Source organism: Agrobacterium sp. LY4 (genome assembly GCF_001526585.1).
GTDB classification, from domain to species: Bacteria; Pseudomonadota; Alphaproteobacteria; order Rhizobiales; family Rhizobiaceae; genus Agrobacterium; species Agrobacterium leguminum.
Genome location: NZ_ASYA01000003.1, coordinates 141,118 through 156,527, shown reverse-complemented (window position 1 = coordinate 156,527; position 15,410 = coordinate 141,118). Strand labels below are relative to the sequence as shown.

Sequence of the window (15,410 nt, the reverse complement as noted above, 5' to 3'; positions counted from 1 at the left end):
GCTCGTTTATCCGCTATTTTGCTTCCGATATCCAGATGTCGCCGCGGCCGAAATGGCCCCGAGCTTCAAATGGAGATAACTCATGGAAACGAAACCCATCGCAGCTTTTGCGGGCTCACCCGCTCCCACGACCTTCGTTGTCAACGTCATTCATGCCCATCCGGGAAAGCAGGACGAAGCCTTCGCCATTATTCAGGATGTCGTTCACTATGTTGCCGAACGAAAAGAAGGGTTCCTCTGGAGCAGCCTTGCAAAAAGCACCGACGGAGAGACGGTCGTCAATGTCGAGGCCATTCAGGGAACCGGCAATGTCGACGAGTTTTTTTCCGATCCGCAATTCGTCGAAAAATTCCGGAAACTGGACGCCGTCTCCAGAAGCGAGTTTCACACATACACCGTCGGCGATCTAGTTCTCCCGAAGCTCATTGCTGAGTGACGGATAGAGCGCGTTTGGTTCTGAAAACGTGCCGGTCAGGTGGCGGCCGGGGGGCTTCCCCCGGCATTGGAACGGAAGGCCGTCGCCGGGCCATGGTCAAAGCACTCGATCAGCATTTCGGTCAGCACCCGGATTTTTCTTGCCGGATGCTGGCCGGGCGGTCTGACGACAAATATTCCCGCCGGCGGCGGCGGATAGCGTTTCATGACGCGGACCAGCTCGCCCGAGTCCAGATAATCCTTGATCAGATCGTCAGGCAACACGGCGATCCCCAGACCGGCAACCGCGGCGACGGCGAGGGCGGCGCCGTTGTCGGCCTTAAAACGTCCCTGTGGGCGAATGCTTGTCACCCTGTCTCCATCCATCACCTGCCAGGTCTCCGTTCCCTGCATGAGCGCCTGATGAGTTAGGAGTTCTTCCGGTGTCTCCGGAGAGCCATTGGCCCTGATATAGTCCGGGCTGGCGACGAAACTTCCGTAGAGGGGGCCGACGCGTCTGGCGACAAGGTTGGAATCCTGAAGGTGGCCGACCCGGATCGCGCAATCATATCCTTCTGCGATCAGATCCACGAAACGATCCGTGTAACAGGTCTGGATCTGGAGTTGGGGATAGCGGCACGCCATTTGCGCAATCACCCGTGCGAAATGCGTCGGGCCGAAAGAAAGCGGCGCAGCAATCCGCAGACGCCCGCGGAGCTCGCCAGCCGGAAGAATCGTTTCCCTCGCCACATCGATTTCGGCTGAAATCCTCGCCGCATAGTCCCGGAAGGTTTCTCCCGCCTCCGTCAGGGAAGCGCCGCGTGTGGATCGGGCCAGAAGCTGGACGCCAAGCTCGGCTTCAAGCCGCATGAGCCGCCGGCTGACCATCGACTTGGAGATGCCGAGCCGCAGCGCGGCCGAACTGACGCCTCCCGCATCTGCAACTTCGACGAATGTCCGAAGATCTTCGATTTCCACTCAGCGTTCCTCATTTTGCGACACAGCTCAGCGCTGACAAGGACTACCGCATCATAAACAGGAATGACAAGTTTCGTCCCGCGGCAACGCCCGAAGGGGCGCATGTCTTTGCGCAAGCGCTTCAATAAACCGCCAACATAGGATGAACCCATGACCTTTCGTAACGGCCTCGATTCACTTCTCCGCCCTGAAGATTCCGTCCTCGTTCTGATCGATCATCAGCCCTATCAGCTCGCGAACCTGAACAGCCACGATCCGCAGGCTGTGGTCAACCTCACGACCGCATTGGCGAAGCTGGCAAAAGCCTTCAATGTTCCGACGGTTCTCACCAGCGTGATCGCGGCGCGGGGCGGACTTCTCTTCAAGCAGATTACCGACGTTTTTCCCGGCCAGGAAGTCATCGATCGCACCTGGGTGAACACCTGGCAGGATGAGAATGTGGTGAACGTCGTCAAGGCGACCGGCCGTAAGCAACTGATCATCGCCGGCCTGTGGACCGAGGTTTGCGTCGCAATGCCCGTCATCCAGGCCGCCGGCGAAGGCTGGGACGTGACCGTGATTACCGATGCGTCGGGCGGGATTTCGAAGGAATCTCATGAAGTTGCCATCCAGCGCATGATCGCGGCCGGTGCGAACCCGATGACCGTGATGGCGCTCGCCGGTGAATGGCAGCGCGATTGGGCGCGCACCGAGCATGTCGAGGAACTGACCGAAATCCTCATCCAGCACTTCGGCGGCAGCGGCATCGCCTATCTCTGGGAGCAGCAGCTTCTCAACACGCCGGTGCCTGCCACAAAGGGCGGTCACTAAGAACCGGGCAGGGATGGCGGGCGTCTGTTGGCTCCCGCCATCCCGTCGCCTCAAGGCTATTCTCTCGCCCTGCAAACGAGGCCGGCGCGATCCCCATGAGAAAGGGAGGCGCCGGCTTTGATCGCTTGCCTATGGGCGCGCGCATCGGACATACTGCCCCTTGAACCACAAAGGCCAAGGGCAAGACGAAGCCAGAGACTTGGAGCTGGATCGCGGAGCCATGCGAGAAGATTGAGCCCATGAATACGCGATTCCTCGAAACTTTTCTCTGGGCTGCCCGATTGAGCAGCTTTTCGGCAGCCGCGGAACGTTTGCACACAACGCAAGCATCGGTATCCAACCGGATCGCCGCTTTGGAGCGGGAGCTCGGTGTCGTGCTGTTCACGCGCGATGTGCGCTGCGTCAACCTGACGCCCGCCGGTCGTCTGGCGCTGCAACATGCCGAAAAGATCGTCAACCTCACCGGCGAGTTCCGGCAGATCGTCAGTAACCGCGAGGCGCTGAGGGGGACGGTGCGGATCGGTGCGGCCGATACGATCGTCTATGCTTGGCTGCCGCTGCTTATCCGCCGCGTGAACGAACAATATCCCGGTGTCAGTCTCGATCTGACCATCGATACCAGCCTGAAACTCTCGCAGCGCATTCAGAACGGCGAGGTGGATGTCGGTTTCATCATGGGGCCGATCATGGCTGCGGATATTTATAATTCACCGCTTTGCACCTTCGAATCCTGTTGGGTCGGCGCGGTTGAATTGCCGCTGCCGGAAACCGGTGTCACGCTTGAGGATATCGCGCATTTTCCGCTGCTTACCTTCTCGACCGGCTCACAACCGCATCAGGCGTTGCGGGCGCTTCTCGATTCCCATGGCCTGTCCGACAGCCGCATCTACAATTCCAATTCGCTGTCGATCATGACGCGCCTTGTGGCCACGGCCGTCGGGGTGGGCGCCTTGCCGCGCGTTTTGGTGGACGGCATAATCAAATCGGGCGAAGCGCGTATTCTCGACATCACGCCGCCGGTGCCGCCTCTTACCTTCCACACGGTTTATCAGGAGCGTGGCGACAACGCGCTTGCCCGTGCCATTGCCGACATGGCGACGGAAATCGTCAGTGAAACCACCACACAATGGATGACGGCCGCAGCTTAAATTTTATGCTGCAACGCAAAATGATTAATCTATAAGCTTACCTTATGGGTTTCGATAGAGTTTTTCCGTTTGTCAGGAAAACAGTTCCCGTTCTTAATTCTCCTCGCAACATGAGAGGAGAGCAACGTGAAAGTCTCACTTGTTCAAATGAATACCCAGAACGACAAGGCAGAAAACCTCAAGGTTGCTGCCGATTTAATTGAGAAGGCAGTCAAGTCGGATAGTCCTGATCTTGTTGTTCTTCCGGAATACTTCGCATTTCTTGGGGATAATCCTCAGGAAATGCATGAGAGCGGGGAAGAATTCCCCGGCGGCGAGATTTACTCGCTGCTTTCGGATCTGGCCAGAAAGCACGCGATCACGCTGCATGCCGGTTCCATCGTCGAGAAGGAAGGCAACCGCTTCTACAATTCGACGCTCGTTTTCGGCCCGGACGGCAAACAGATCGCCCGTTACCGTAAAATTCACCTGTTCGATGTCGATACGCCGAACGGCATCAGCTACCGTGAATCCGATTCCGTTGCCCGTGGCGAAGAGGTCGTGACCTACAAGGTTGGCGACAGGACGGTCGGTTGCGGCATCTGCTACGATATCCGCTTCCCGGAACTATTCCGCGCCCTGCGGGACAAGGGTGCAGATGTCATCGTTCTGCCGGCCGCTTTCACGCTGATGACAGGCAAGGACCATTGGGAAGTGCTGGCCCGCGCCCGCGCCGTCGAAACCCAGACCTATTTCCTCGCTGTCGGCCAGATCGGCACCCATGCGGGCGGCAAGAAGGCCTGCTGGGGTCATTCCATGGTCATCGATCCGTGGGGTCACATCGTCGCGCAATGCTCCGACACCGTCGGAACTGCCGGCGCCGCTCTCGACTTCGACTATTCGGCCAAGGTGCGCGCCAACGTGCCGGTGGCGAACCACCACGTTCTCTGATCGGAGAAAGACCCAATGTTTATCGTCAACCCCATGCCGGAACAGATCGGCGCCGACATCATCGAGCTTCTTGAAAAGGTCGAAGTCGCAACGATCGGCCATGTGCTTCATTCCGGTTTCGTCGATCCTGAAATCCGGGCCGTTCTTCCGGGAAAGCGCGTGGCGGGCACCGCCGTCACGCTGCGCATCCCGAATGCGGATTCGACCATGCTTCACTATCTGACGCAACTCGTGCGTCCGGGCGATATCGTTCTCATCGACCGTTGCGGCGATACACGCCACGCCTGCTGGGGCGGTGTCATCACCAACACCATGAAGATGGCCGGCGTCAAAGCCGGTGTCGTCGATGGCCCGGCGACCGACTTCTCGGAGTTCACCAAGGTCGACATGCCTATGTGGTGCCGCGGCCCGTCGCCGATCACCACCAAGATCCTTGGTCTGGAAGGCGCGATCAACGTTCCGATCAGCGTCGGCGGCCAGATGATCAATCCGGGCGATGCGATCCTGTGCGATGAAAGCGGCGTTGTCGCCCTTCATCCGAGCCAGGCCCGCGCCATGGCGGAACGCGCCATCGGCATGCAGGAAGCCGAGATCGTGCTTCTGGAACGCCTGCGCAACGGCGAGAAGCTGCCGGATATTTCCGGCGCCAATAAATTCGTCCAGGCCAAGCTGAGCGCCTGACACAATCTTTCGGGTGGCGGATCCGTTCGCCACTCCCAATAACAATAGAGGAGAACAGGACAATGAAGAAATCGATACTTCTGAGTGGGATTCTCATGCTTGGCGCGGCCGCCCTGCCGGCGCACGCCCAGCAGACCGTGACGTTCCTCGGCTATAGCGGCCTTTTCCAGGAGCGTTACACCAAGGCCGTCATCGAGCCTTTCATGGCTGCCAACCCGGATATCAAGGTAGACTATTTCCCGCAGCAGGGTTCTGCCGCCATGCTCGGCTCGCTGCGTGCGCAGAAAGCTGCTCCGCAATCCGATATCGCGCTGATGGACGTCTCCGTCGCCAAGACCGGCACGGACGAAGGCCTGTTCGACAAGGTCGATGAAAGCGTTACCAAGAACGTTGCCGACCTCTATCCGAACGCCCGCTTCGAAGGCGTCGCCGGTGTCGGCGTGACTTTCGACAACCTCGTTCTCATCTACAATACCGATGCAATCAAGACCGCACCGGATAGCTGGAATGCCCTCAAAGACAGCGCCTTAAAGGGCAAGATCGCCATGCTGAGCGCTCCTGACATCGTCGGTATCGGTACGACCATCATCATGGACCACATGAATGGCGGCACCGACTTCATCAAGAATATCGACGCCGGCATCAATGCCATGGCGGAAGTCGCGCCGAACGTCCAGACCTGGGAACCGAAGCCGGAAGTCTATCCGACTGTCGTCAACGGTCAGGTGTCGCTGGGCGTGGGCTGGAATGCCCGCAGCCAGGTGAATGCCGATGGTTCCAAGGGCAAGATGAAGGTCGTTCTTCCGAAGGAAGGCACGATCCTGCAGATCAATACGCTCAATCTCGTCAAGGGCGGCCCGTCGTCCGAGGCGGCCCGCAAGTTCATCGATTACGCGCTGAGCCCGGAAGCCCAGGCCGCCTTCACCGCCGCCATGTATTATGCGCCGACGAACGCCAAGGCCACGGTGGCTCCCGATGTCAGCGATCGCACGGTCGTCAAGGCGATGGACAAGGTTATCCCGGTCGACTGGATCGGCCTCTCGAAGGTTCGTGACCAGATCACGCAGGACTGGCGCCGCAAGGTCATCCCGCTCAGCCGCTAAGGCTTTCGCGTCTCTGTCGTGAAAAATGGCAAGACTTCCGCATCCCCTTCGGGCGGATGCGGAAACGGCATGGGCCCCGGCTCATTTCCTCCGTCGGTGTTGGGATCGATGGAGGGGTGGGGGCCCGAAGGCCTGCATAGGGAAAGCGCCGCGCAGAGTGCAGGTGAATTTCCGCCCCGATTGCATAGATCAAGGGACAGGGCATGTCCGCGACCCGCCGGGATGGGACATGTTCTGGAGAAAGGCAAAAAGCCAGAATGGGAACTTCAGACATCATGCAGCCAGGATTCCTCTCGATTCGTTCATTGACCAAGCGCTACGAAACCATGGTCGCCGTGGATAATCTCAATCTCGAGATTCCCAAGGGCGAACTGGTTGCCTTCCTCGGTCCATCCGGCTGCGGCAAGTCGACATCGCTGCGCATGATTGCCGGCCTTGCGCCCGTGACGTCAGGTTCGATCCTGATCGACGGCAAGGATGTGACGCAGCTTGCGCCCTATAAGCGCGATATCGGCCTCGTTTTTCAGAGCTACGCGCTTTTCCCGCATATGACGGTTCTCAAGAACGTCATGTTCGGTCTTGAAATGCGCAAGGTACCGGCTGCCGAAGCGGAACGGCGTGCACGCGAAGCGATTGCCATGGTGCGGCTGGAAGGGCGCGAGGACCGCCGCCCCGCCCAGCTTTCCGGCGGTCAGCAGCAGCGCGTCGCACTGGCGCGTGCACTCGTCATCCAGCCCTCCATCCTTTTGTTCGATGAACCTCTTTCCAATCTCGACGCCAAGCTGCGCGATGAGATGCGCTCTGAAATCCGCCGCATTCAGAAACAGCTCGGCATCACGTCCATCTTCGTTACGCATGATCAGGTCGAGGCGCTCAGCATGTGCGACAAGGTCGCCGTGCTCAATGGCGGGCGTCTGGAACAGCTTGGCACGCCGCATGATCTTTACGAGCGCCCGGCAACGGCTTTCGTCGCCTCCTTCGTCGGCCGCACAAACAGGCTGGTCGGCAATGCCGTCGGCGATCACATCACGGTCGGGGATGCGGTATTGCGTGCGCCCGGCTCGCACAGTGGCACCATCGACCTTATGGTACGGCCGCACCGCATGGCCATGACGGTTGCCGGTGACGCCGCACCCGATTTCGACGGAGCGCCGGTCAATCGCATCGCCGGTGAGGTTCGCGATGTCTATTATGCAGGCGATATCCTTCACTACGAGATCGCCGCGGGCGGACAGACATTGTCGGTGGAGCGCGCGACTTCCGGCGGGGAAACACCTGTGGCGGCGGGCAGCGCGGTCAGCCTCGTCTGGCGGGTGGAGGACACGCTGGTCTTCGGAGCAGGCCAATGACAGCGGCGGTCATGATCACGGCTCCCGGCAGCCGCACATCCTCCATGGTGTTTCTCGCAACGCTTCTTCTCGGGCCGATCATTGCGGTCAATGGGCTGGCCTTCGTGATGCCCGTCTTCAACCTGCTCCTGCTTTCTTTCCGTGAAAGCCTTGGCGGCGGCGGTCTCGGGGAGGCCCACACGCTCGACAACTGGTCGTCCACCCTGACCGACGGTTTTTATATCGAACTGATCGGCCAGAGCATCCTGACAAGCCTTCTGATCACGGTTCTCACACTCATCGCCTCCTATCCCATCGCGCTTTATCTTCACCGGGCGCAGGGTCGCTGGAAGACGCTGCTGCTGGTGCTCGTCATTTCGCCATTGCTCACCTCGGCCGTGGTGCGCACCTATGGCTGGATCGCGATCCTTGCCGATGACGGCCTCATCAACAACATCCTCTTAGCGCTCGGTGCCGAAAGCGGCGTGCGGCTGCTGTTCAACAAGGTCGGCGTCGTCATCGGGCTAACCGAAATCCTGATGCCCTATATGATTCTGGCGCTGCTGGCGGGTTTCGGCAGGCTCGATCCGCGTGTCGAAGAGGCGGCGGAAACGCTCGGCGCATCGCCGTGGAAGGTATTCTGGCGGATCATCGTGCCGCTCACCATGCCCGGCGTCGCCCTCGGTTGCCTGCTTTCCTTCGTTCTCGCCGTCAGTTCGTTCATCACCCCCAAGCTGCTCGGCGGCGGACGCGTCTTCCTTCTGGCGACGGAAATCTACGATCAGGCCATTGTGACGCTCAACTGGCCGCTTGCGGCGACGCTGTCGATGATCATTCTCGTGATTTTCGGCGCTGCCCTGGTGCTCTATTCCCGGCTTCTGCGGGCCATTCTTTAAAGGAGATCGAAGATGGAAGAACGTCCCGCTCCGCTGGCGCTGAAAATCGTCGCCTTCGTCATGTTCCTTTTCCTGCTGGCGCCCGTCGTTCTCGTCGTGCCGATCTCGTTTTCGGCCGATAGCTACATGACCTTTCCGCCCTCCGGCTGGAGCCTGCGCTGGTATGTCGATCTCATGCACAATTCCAAGATGATGGGAGCGCTCGGCACCAGCACCCTTCTCGCCATCATCGTCACCGTGCTCTCCATGCTGATAGCGCTGCCCGCCTCCTATGCCATCGTGCGCATGCGGGTGATCGGGGCGGATGCGCTTCTCGCCTTCTTCACCGCGCCGCTGCTGCTGCCGACCATCGTTCTCGGCCTCGCGATCCTGATCGTCTTTGCCGGTGCCGGCCTGCTCGGCACCTTCACCGGTCTGGTGATCGCGCATCTCATCATCGTGCTGCCCTATGCGCTGCGTGTTCTCACCACCTCGCTTGCCGGCCTGCCGTTGATCTTCGAGGAGGCCGCTTCCACGCTCGGGGCATCGCCGCTCACGATTTTCCGACGCGTGACCATGCCGATGATAGCACCGGGCGTCGTGGCGACGGCGGCACTTTCCTTTCTGGTGTCGTTCGATGAAGCGGTAATTTCGCTGTTCCTCACCGGCCCGCGCATCACCACGCTTCCCGTCGCCATGTATCAGCATGTGGAAACGCAGGCGGATCCGCTCGTTGCGGCCATTTCCGTTCTCTTGATCGTGCTCACCCTTGCCGTCGTCCTCATCGTCGACCGCACGGCGGGCCTGACCAAGACTTTCGTGAAATAAAGTCGCGGGGCCGCCCGCTGGTGCTGGCTGCCCCTACTGGTACAGGCGTGAATTTCACTCCCGTTTATGAACGCCGCTGCTGCATCGGCGCGATCCGTCGCGCCTGCTGATTTCGCTTTGAGAGACGAAGGCAAAGGGAAGCCCATGGCTGAAACCCCCTCCACGGAATTTGATGTCGCCGTCATTGGTGCCGGTGTGGTCGGTTGCGCGGTCGCCCGCCGTTTCGCGCTGGCCGGTGCGAAGGTGGTGGTCATCGAGAAAGGCCCCGATATCCTCTCCGGCGCCTCCAAGGCCAATAGCGCCATCCTCCATACCGGCTTCGATGCGCCGGAAGGCAGCATGGAACTGGAACTGGTGAAGGCAGGCCGGGCGGAATATCTCTCCATTCATGGGCAGATGGGCCTCAGCCTCGTCGAAACAGGCGCGCTGGTCTGCGCCTGGAACCCGGACGAGGCGGAAAAACTGCAGGCGATCGCCGATCAGGGGCGGCGCAACGGCATTGCCGGGCTTGAGTTCCTTACGGCCGTGCAGGCCCGTGAAACCATGCCGGGCCTGTCCGACCGCCTTGTCGCCGCGCTCGACGTTCCGGGCGAACATATCATCGATCCGTGGTCCGCGCCGCTCGGCTATCTCACGCAGGCGGTGGCGCTCGGCGCGCAGCTGGTGCGCAACGCGGAAGTCCTGTCCGGTGTATTCGACGGCGCGTGGCGGATCGAGACGACGGCAGGCGTTATCCTTGCCGCGAGTGTCGTCAATGCCGCCGGGCTGTTCGGCGATATCGTCGATGCGCGTCTGGGGCTTCCGCCCGACTTCGCCATCAAGCCCCGCAAGGGGCAGTTCGTGGTGCTGGACAAGGCCGCCCGTCGGCATGTGCCGCGTATCGTCCTGCCCGTTCCGACCGAAATCACCAAGGGCATCGTGGTGTGCCCGACCGCCTTCGGCAATGTTCTCGTCGGCCCGACAGCGGAAGAGCAGGAAGACCGGGAGCGCGCGACGGTCGAGACGGCGACGCTGGAAGCACTGCTGGAGCGCGGCGCGGAGATCGTTCCGGCGCTTGCTTCCGTTTCCGTGACCGCCGTTTATGCCGGTCTTCGGCCGGCGTCTGAAAAGAAGCATTACCGCATTTCCGCCCGGCCGGACCGGCGGGCGATCACGCTCGGCGGCATTCGCTCCACCGGCCTCAGCGCCGCACTCGGTCTGGCGCAACATGCGCTGAAGCTTCACGAAGGTTTCGGCATGCATTTTGTCTCACCGCCCTCGGCTCCCGACGTGACGATGCCCAACCTGACCGAAACCTGCGAGCGGGACTGGCAGCGTACAGATCATGGCGAAATCGTCTGTCACTGCGAACTCGTCACCCGCCGCGAGATCGAGGCGACCTTTTTAAGCCCGGTGCCGCCGGGCGATTTCGGCGGGCTGCGGCGGCGCACCCGCGCCGGCATGGGTCGCTGTCAGGGCTTTTATTGTAACGCCCGGCTGGCCGCGATGACGGGCGACCGTCTGGCGACCCCGCTTGCCGTTCGCAAGGGAGACGACCGATGAGCTCAGGGGAAGCTTTTCAGCAAAAGAGTGCGGATGTGATCGTGGTCGGCGGCGGCCCGGCGGGTGTGGCGGTGGCGCTGGAGCTGAAAGCGCGCGGTATCGCCCGCGTGATGATCCTCGACCGCGAGCCGGTCCTTGGCGGTGCGACCCGGCATTGCCTGCATTCGCCCTTCGGCATGCGTGAATTCGGACGCATCTATTTCGGTCCGGCCTATGCGCAACGCCTGCAGCGGCAGGCGCAGGATGCGGGTGTCGATATCCGCACCGGTCATTCCGTGGTGGAACTCGGGCAGGATGGCGCGCTGCTGGTGACGTCGGCGCGCGGCGTCGAGACGCTGAAGGCCCGGCGTATCGTGCTTGCCACCGGCGCGCGGGAAAGACCACGCTCCGCGCGACTTTTACCCGGCGATCGGCCGGTAGGTGTGATCACCACCGGCACGCTGCAATCCTATGTCGCCTTTCACGGCATCATGCCCTTTCGTCGGCCGCTTATCGTCGGTTCGGAACTGGTTTCCTTTTCCGCGCTTCTGACCTGCCTGACGCATCGCGCCCGGCCGGTGGCGATGATCGAGCCGGAGCCTCACCCGCTGGCGCGGTCGCCTTTTCAATGGTTTCCGCGACTGGCCGGGGTGCCCTTTCATTGTGGTGCGGCACTCACCGATATTCGCGGGCGCGGCCGGGTCGAGGAGGCCGATATCCGTCTTGCGGATGGTCGCATCCTGACGGTTCAATGTGACGGTATTCTGCTGACCGGGCGGTTCACACCGGAGGCAGCACTTCTCAATGCATCCCCCGTGGATGTTGCGGCAGGCAGCGCCGGGCCGCTGATCGATCAGGACGGACGGATGGCCAATCCAATCTTCTTCGCCGGCGGGAATGTCTTGCGAGCCGTGGAAACGGGCGGCTGGGCGTTTCGCGAAGGCCGTCGGGTTGGCGCGGCGGTGGCTGACGATCTCGCCCGGGAACCATGCGGCGCACCGGGGGTGCCCGTCACCTTCGCCGATCCGCTCAAGCTGGCGGTTCCCGCCATGTTGCGGCCGGGTGGGCTCGACAGACCCGCATTTCACGACTTTCAGCTTCGTTTCACCAGACGCGTTCAAGGCCGGCTTTCGCTGCATCTCGACGGAACGGAAGTGTGGAGCAAGACCGGCCGGTGGCGCCCTGAACGCCGTGTGCTGGTGCCCATTCCCGGCGTTGCGTTTGAAGCGGGGCAGATTGCCTTTCATTTTCGGGAGGCCAATTGATGCGCATCGCGGCAATCGATCAGGGAACGACATCGACCCGGTGCCTTGTGGTGAGCGATGGCGGCACGGCGGAGGTCGTGGCCAGCCGGCGTCACGCGCAATTTTATCCGGCCGCCGGCCATGTGGAACATGATCCGGAAGAACTGCTGGGCAACATCCGCGCGGTGCTGGCTGCCGCCGGGCCGGTGGATGCCATCGCCATCGCCAATCAGGGCGAGAGTTGCCTGGCGTGGGATGCCGTGAGCGGTGAGGCGCTGTCGCCGGTCATCGTCTGGCAGGATGCCCGCACCGCCGAAGCGCTGGCCGCCCTGCCGCCTTCGGCAACGGATCGTTCGAAAGAAATTTGCGGGCTGCCGCTCGATCCCTATTTTTCGGCCAGCAAACTGGCCTGGCTGGTCAGGCACAATCCGGCAGTGGCACAGGCACGCGCCGCAGGCCGTTTGCGGCTGGGCACCACTGACGCGTTTTTTCTGGACCGGCTGACGGGCTGTTTCCGCACCGACCTTGCAACGGCGTCGCGCACGGGTCTGCTCGATCTTTCCACCGGAGACTGGAGCCCGGAACTCTGCGCGCTTCACGGGGTGCCGCCGGATTGCCTGCCCAAAATCGGCCCTGTCGATGGCGGCTTCGGTTCGGTTGAGGGAACGCCCATCCGCGTTTCCATCGTCGATCAGCAGGCAGCGCTTTATGGGCACGGCTGCCGCAAGGCCGGCGATTGCAAGATAACCTTCGGAACCGGGGCCTTTCTGCTGGCCGTTGCCGGTAACGGGCGGCCGTTGACGGGAGAGCTTCTGCCGACCGTTGGCTGGCAAATGCAGGGTGCGCCTGCGGTTTTCGCCATCGAAGGCGGAATCTATGATGCCGGCGCGGCGCTCGAATGGGCGAAAAAGATCGGCCTTTATGCTGAAAATGCCGAACTCGACGGTTTCGAGGAACCCTCGGTCATTCGCCGAGGCCTTGTCTTCGTGCCCGCCCTTTCTGGCCTTGCCGCGCCCTATTGGGACAGGCAGGCCGTGCCGTTGTTCATCGGCATGGACCACGCGACCGAGCGGCGTGACATGGTGCGCGCCGTGCTGGAAGGCATTGCCCTGCTGACGGCGCGGTTGATCGAGGCGGCATCGGCCGTCGCCCCCATAGGCGACACGATCTCCATCGATGGCGGCTTGTCGAACAGCCGTTATTTCGCCCGCTTTCTGGCCGCCGCCAGCGGTCGAACCATTTGCGTGCCCGCCATGCGCGAGCTGACGGCGCTCGGTCTGGCGGAACTGTGCGGTGTCGATGTCGCGGCCCTGCGAGGCGATGCCGAGATATTCACGCCCGATGGATCGGTCGATGCCGAAGACCATGCCCGCTTCGCACGCGCCATAGACAGTGCGCGGAGCTGGCAACGATCCAAAACCTGCACAAGTGCGGTTCTGTCGACCGTGCCGGCGGCGGGCATATGATTTCTCCAATTTAAAGAACAGGCGACAAAGGCGACAGAATTTGATAAATTACAAAACAGCCGGTTGCGGTTTGACGCGTCGATAAGAAGTCACCGAGCGTTCCTGTACCGCCAGCCGGATCATGGCGCAGGAGGAGAAGTGCTATGACGGCATTCCATGTCATGGCCGGTGCGAGTGGTGAATTTGCCCGCCCGGAAGTCCGCAAGATTGGCATCCCGGATATTGTGGATGCGTTGAAGCTGGGACTTGAGGACTTTAAAGAAAAGCCGTCCCACTATGTTTTTCTCTGTCTTATGTATCCGATCGCCGGTGTTTTTCTGGTGATGTGGAGTTCCGGCGCCAATCTGCTGCCGGTTATTTATCCGCTGATGTCGGGTTTTGCACTGATTGGTCCGATCGCGGCCATCGGGCTTTATGAAATCAGTCGGCGACGCGAGCAGGGGTTGGATAGCTCCTGGCGGCATGCACTGGAGGTTCGTCACTCTCCGGCCCTGCCGTCGATCATCGCGGTCGCCGTCATGCTGTTCGTGCTTTTCGTCGTCTGGTTGATTGTTGCGCAGAGCATATACACTGCGACTTTCGATGCGACCGGCCCGGTTTCGCTCTCCACCTTTCTGTCGGACGTATTGACGACCTCACAAGGTCTCTCCCTCATCATCTGGGGCAATCTGGCCGGTTTCGTTTTCGCGGTCGTCGTGCTGGCGACAACGGTGGTGGCGTTCCCGCTGCTGCTCGACCGGGATGTCGGCGCAGTCGCGGCGGTGGATGCGAGCATCCGCGCCACGCTTGCCAACCCGGTTCCGGTGGCGCTTTGGGGATTGATCGTCGCGGCCTTGCTCGTCGTCGGCACGATCCCGGTATTTATCGGCCTCGCGGTCGTCATGCCCATCCTCGGCCACTCGACCTGGCACCTCTATCGGAAACTGATCGTGTCCGATTATCCAAGCCGTACGCCCTGAATTCGTAAAGGAAATCTATCCGTAGATCATCCTCCCTGCCGTTGCGGCCCCGCTGAGGGGAGCCGCGGCGGTTGGGATGGCCATGGAGAGTGCGGGGATGCCATGTGGTATCGTTTTCTTCCGATCTGTCTGCTTTTCGCGATTGCCTTCCCGATTGAGGCCGTAGCACAGGAAGGAGACGCTGCCGCAGGCGCCACCGTAATTGCCCGCCTGATCAATTTATGAGATAATTCTAATATACTTCGCGATGGGGTTGTAGAAGTATTCGTGGCCGGGTCACGGGAGGAGACGATGGCTGTCGTTGTGATTCTCGTTCTGCTGGTGGTGGGATCGATCGTATTCCACCTGCTAAGCCCGTGGTGGTGGACGCCGATAGCCTCGAACTGGAGCTATATCGACAATACGATCATCATCACTTTCTGGATCACCGGCTTCGTTTTCTCGGCCGTCGTGCTGTTCGTCGCCTATTGCGTGTTCCGCTTCAGGCACCGCGCCGGAAACCGGGCGGCATACCAGCCCGAAAACAAGCGCCTGGAATGGTGGCTGGCGGGCGGAACCGGGGTTGGGGTGGCTGCAATGCTTCTCCCGGGCCTCTTCGTATGGAACCAGTTCGTGACCGTCCCGGACGGTGCGAGCGAGGTGGAAGTCGTCGGTCAGCAATGGCAATGGAGTTTCCGCCTGCCGGGAGCGGACGGACGGCTCGGACGGGCGGATACGCGCGCTATCGGACCCGGCAATCCGCTGGGCCTGAACAGGAACGATCCCGCTGGAATGGACGATGTCATCGTTGAAGGCGGCGAGTTGCATCTGCCCGCCGGCAGGCCGGTGAAAATGCTGCTGCGCGCGGTCGATGTCGTGCATGATTTCTACGTGCCGGAGTTCCGGGCCAAGATGGACATGATCCCCGGCTCGGTGACCTATTACTGGTTCACGCCGACCCGGACGGGAACTTTCGAGGTTCTCTGCGCGGAACTGTGCGGTGTGGGCCATCCGCAGATGCGCGGCACCGTCGTCGTCGATACCGAGACCGATTATCAAGCCTGGCTGCAGCAGCAGCCGACTTTCTCGAAATTGCTGGCTTCGGCGGAAACGTCGGCGGCCAGATAAGCGCCGCGCATATCGGAA

Annotated in this window: 15 protein-coding genes; 14 read left to right on the top strand and 1 reads right to left on the bottom strand. The window is 61.2% G+C overall.

The genetic code is table 11. The features are described from left to right. The first annotated feature begins 82 nt into the window (after window positions 1-82). Complete coding sequence (locus L904_RS05925) at window positions 83-436, top strand: antibiotic biosynthesis monooxygenase (RefSeq protein ID WP_020812350.1); 354 nt, start codon at window positions 83-85, stop codon at window positions 434-436. A gap of 35 nt (window positions 437-471) precedes the next feature. On the opposite strand, the gene L904_RS05920 is transcribed toward L904_RS05925, so the two are convergent. Then, window positions 472-1,392: a LysR family transcriptional regulator gene (locus tag L904_RS05920; protein WP_020812349.1), complete on the bottom strand. Its 921-nt coding sequence runs from the start codon at window positions 1,390-1,392 to the stop codon at window positions 472-474. 150 nt (window positions 1,393-1,542) lie between these two features. On the opposite strand from L904_RS05920, the gene L904_RS05915 reads away from it, so the two are divergent. The 13 genes from L904_RS05915 (at window position 1,543) to L904_RS05855 (ending at window position 15,392) form a co-directional block, all read left to right on the top strand. Beyond that, window positions 1,543-2,202, top strand: coding sequence for a hydrolase (locus L904_RS05915; protein ID WP_003521973.1), 660 nt, complete (start codon window positions 1,543-1,545; stop codon window positions 2,200-2,202). 239 nt (window positions 2,203-2,441) lie between these two features. Further along, on the top strand, window positions 2,442-3,350 hold the full coding sequence (locus L904_RS05910; RefSeq protein ID WP_020812348.1) for a LysR family transcriptional regulator: 909 nt from the start codon (window positions 2,442-2,444) through the stop codon (window positions 3,348-3,350). Between the two features lie 126 nt (window positions 3,351-3,476). Beyond that, on the top strand, window positions 3,477-4,280 hold the full coding sequence (locus L904_RS05905) for a carbon-nitrogen hydrolase family protein (protein ID WP_020812347.1): 804 nt from the start codon (window positions 3,477-3,479) through the stop codon (window positions 4,278-4,280). 15 nt (window positions 4,281-4,295) lie between these two features. Continuing rightward, window positions 4,296-4,961 (top strand): RraA family protein, encoded by a 666-nt coding sequence (locus L904_RS05900; RefSeq protein WP_003521976.1) that lies wholly within the window; start codon window positions 4,296-4,298, stop codon window positions 4,959-4,961. A 62-nt stretch (window positions 4,962-5,023) separates the two neighbouring features. Then, window positions 5,024-6,064, top strand: a complete 1,041-nt coding sequence (locus tag L904_RS05895; RefSeq protein WP_035261025.1) for an ABC transporter substrate-binding protein — start codon at window positions 5,024-5,026, stop codon at window positions 6,062-6,064. Window positions 6,065-6,339: 275 nt separating this feature from the next. Continuing rightward, complete coding sequence (locus tag L904_RS05890; protein WP_020812345.1) at window positions 6,340-7,413, top strand: ABC transporter ATP-binding protein; 1,074 nt, start codon at window positions 6,340-6,342, stop codon at window positions 7,411-7,413. Then, window positions 7,410-8,288, top strand: coding sequence for an ABC transporter permease (locus tag L904_RS05885; protein ID WP_003521979.1), 879 nt, complete (start codon window positions 7,410-7,412; stop codon window positions 8,286-8,288). The genes L904_RS05890 and L904_RS05885 overlap by 4 nt, the downstream gene beginning before the upstream one ends. Window positions 8,289-8,300: 12 nt before the next feature. Further along, complete coding sequence (locus L904_RS05880) at window positions 8,301-9,095, top strand: ABC transporter permease (protein ID WP_020812344.1); 795 nt, start codon at window positions 8,301-8,303, stop codon at window positions 9,093-9,095. A gap of 144 nt (window positions 9,096-9,239) precedes the next feature. After that, a complete protein-coding gene (locus tag L904_RS05875; protein WP_031234324.1) occupies window positions 9,240-10,637 on the top strand; it encodes an NAD(P)/FAD-dependent oxidoreductase in 1,398 nt (465 codons plus the stop codon). Beyond that, window positions 10,634-11,881: an NAD(P)/FAD-dependent oxidoreductase gene (locus L904_RS05870; protein WP_020812343.1), complete on the top strand. Its 1,248-nt coding sequence runs from the start codon at window positions 10,634-10,636 to the stop codon at window positions 11,879-11,881. The genes L904_RS05875 and L904_RS05870 overlap by 4 nt, the downstream gene beginning before the upstream one ends. Continuing rightward, window positions 11,881-13,326: an FGGY family carbohydrate kinase gene (locus L904_RS05865; RefSeq protein ID WP_020812342.1), complete on the top strand. Its 1,446-nt coding sequence runs from the start codon at window positions 11,881-11,883 to the stop codon at window positions 13,324-13,326. The genes L904_RS05870 and L904_RS05865 overlap by 1 nt, the downstream gene beginning before the upstream one ends. A 143-nt stretch (window positions 13,327-13,469) precedes the next feature. Next, window positions 13,470-14,285, top strand: a complete 816-nt coding sequence (locus L904_RS05860; RefSeq protein ID WP_020812341.1) for a DUF2189 domain-containing protein — start codon at window positions 13,470-13,472, stop codon at window positions 14,283-14,285. Between the two features lie 291 nt (window positions 14,286-14,576). Continuing rightward, on the top strand, window positions 14,577-15,392 hold the full coding sequence (locus tag L904_RS05855) for a cytochrome c oxidase subunit II (RefSeq protein ID WP_020812339.1): 816 nt from the start codon (window positions 14,577-14,579) through the stop codon (window positions 15,390-15,392). The last annotated feature ends 18 nt before the right edge of the window (window positions 15,393-15,410 follow it).

What these genes read in the sequence shown, in the direction of transcription:
- L904_RS05925 (WP_020812350.1), top strand. Translation starts at nt 83, where the DNA reads ATGGAAACGAAACCCATCGCAGCTTTTGCGGGCTCACCCGCTCCCACG.
- L904_RS05915 (WP_003521973.1), top strand. Translation starts at nt 1,543, where the DNA reads ATGACCTTTCGTAACGGCCTCGATTCACTTCTCCGCCCTGAAGATTCC.
- L904_RS05870 (WP_020812343.1), top strand. Translation starts at nt 10,634, where the DNA reads ATGAGCTCAGGGGAAGCTTTTCAGCAAAAGAGTGCGGATGTGATCGTG.
- L904_RS05855 (WP_020812339.1), top strand. Translation starts at nt 14,577, where the DNA reads ATGGCTGTCGTTGTGATTCTCGTTCTGCTGGTGGTGGGATCGATCGTA.
- L904_RS05895 (WP_035261025.1), top strand. Translation starts at nt 5,024, where the DNA reads ATGAAGAAATCGATACTTCTGAGTGGGATTCTCATGCTTGGCGCGGCC.
- L904_RS05890 (WP_020812345.1), top strand. Translation starts at nt 6,340, where the DNA reads ATGCAGCCAGGATTCCTCTCGATTCGTTCATTGACCAAGCGCTACGAA.
- L904_RS05885 (WP_003521979.1), top strand. Translation starts at nt 7,410, where the DNA reads ATGACAGCGGCGGTCATGATCACGGCTCCCGGCAGCCGCACATCCTCC.
- L904_RS05875 (WP_031234324.1), top strand. Translation starts at nt 9,240, where the DNA reads ATGGCTGAAACCCCCTCCACGGAATTTGATGTCGCCGTCATTGGTGCC.
- L904_RS05865 (WP_020812342.1), top strand. Translation starts at nt 11,881, where the DNA reads ATGCGCATCGCGGCAATCGATCAGGGAACGACATCGACCCGGTGCCTT.
- L904_RS05910 (WP_020812348.1), top strand. Translation starts at nt 2,442, where the DNA reads ATGAATACGCGATTCCTCGAAACTTTTCTCTGGGCTGCCCGATTGAGC.
- L904_RS05860 (WP_020812341.1), top strand. Translation starts at nt 13,470, where the DNA reads ATGACGGCATTCCATGTCATGGCCGGTGCGAGTGGTGAATTTGCCCGC.
- L904_RS05880 (WP_020812344.1), top strand. Translation starts at nt 8,301, where the DNA reads ATGGAAGAACGTCCCGCTCCGCTGGCGCTGAAAATCGTCGCCTTCGTC.
- L904_RS05900 (WP_003521976.1), top strand. Translation starts at nt 4,296, where the DNA reads ATGTTTATCGTCAACCCCATGCCGGAACAGATCGGCGCCGACATCATC.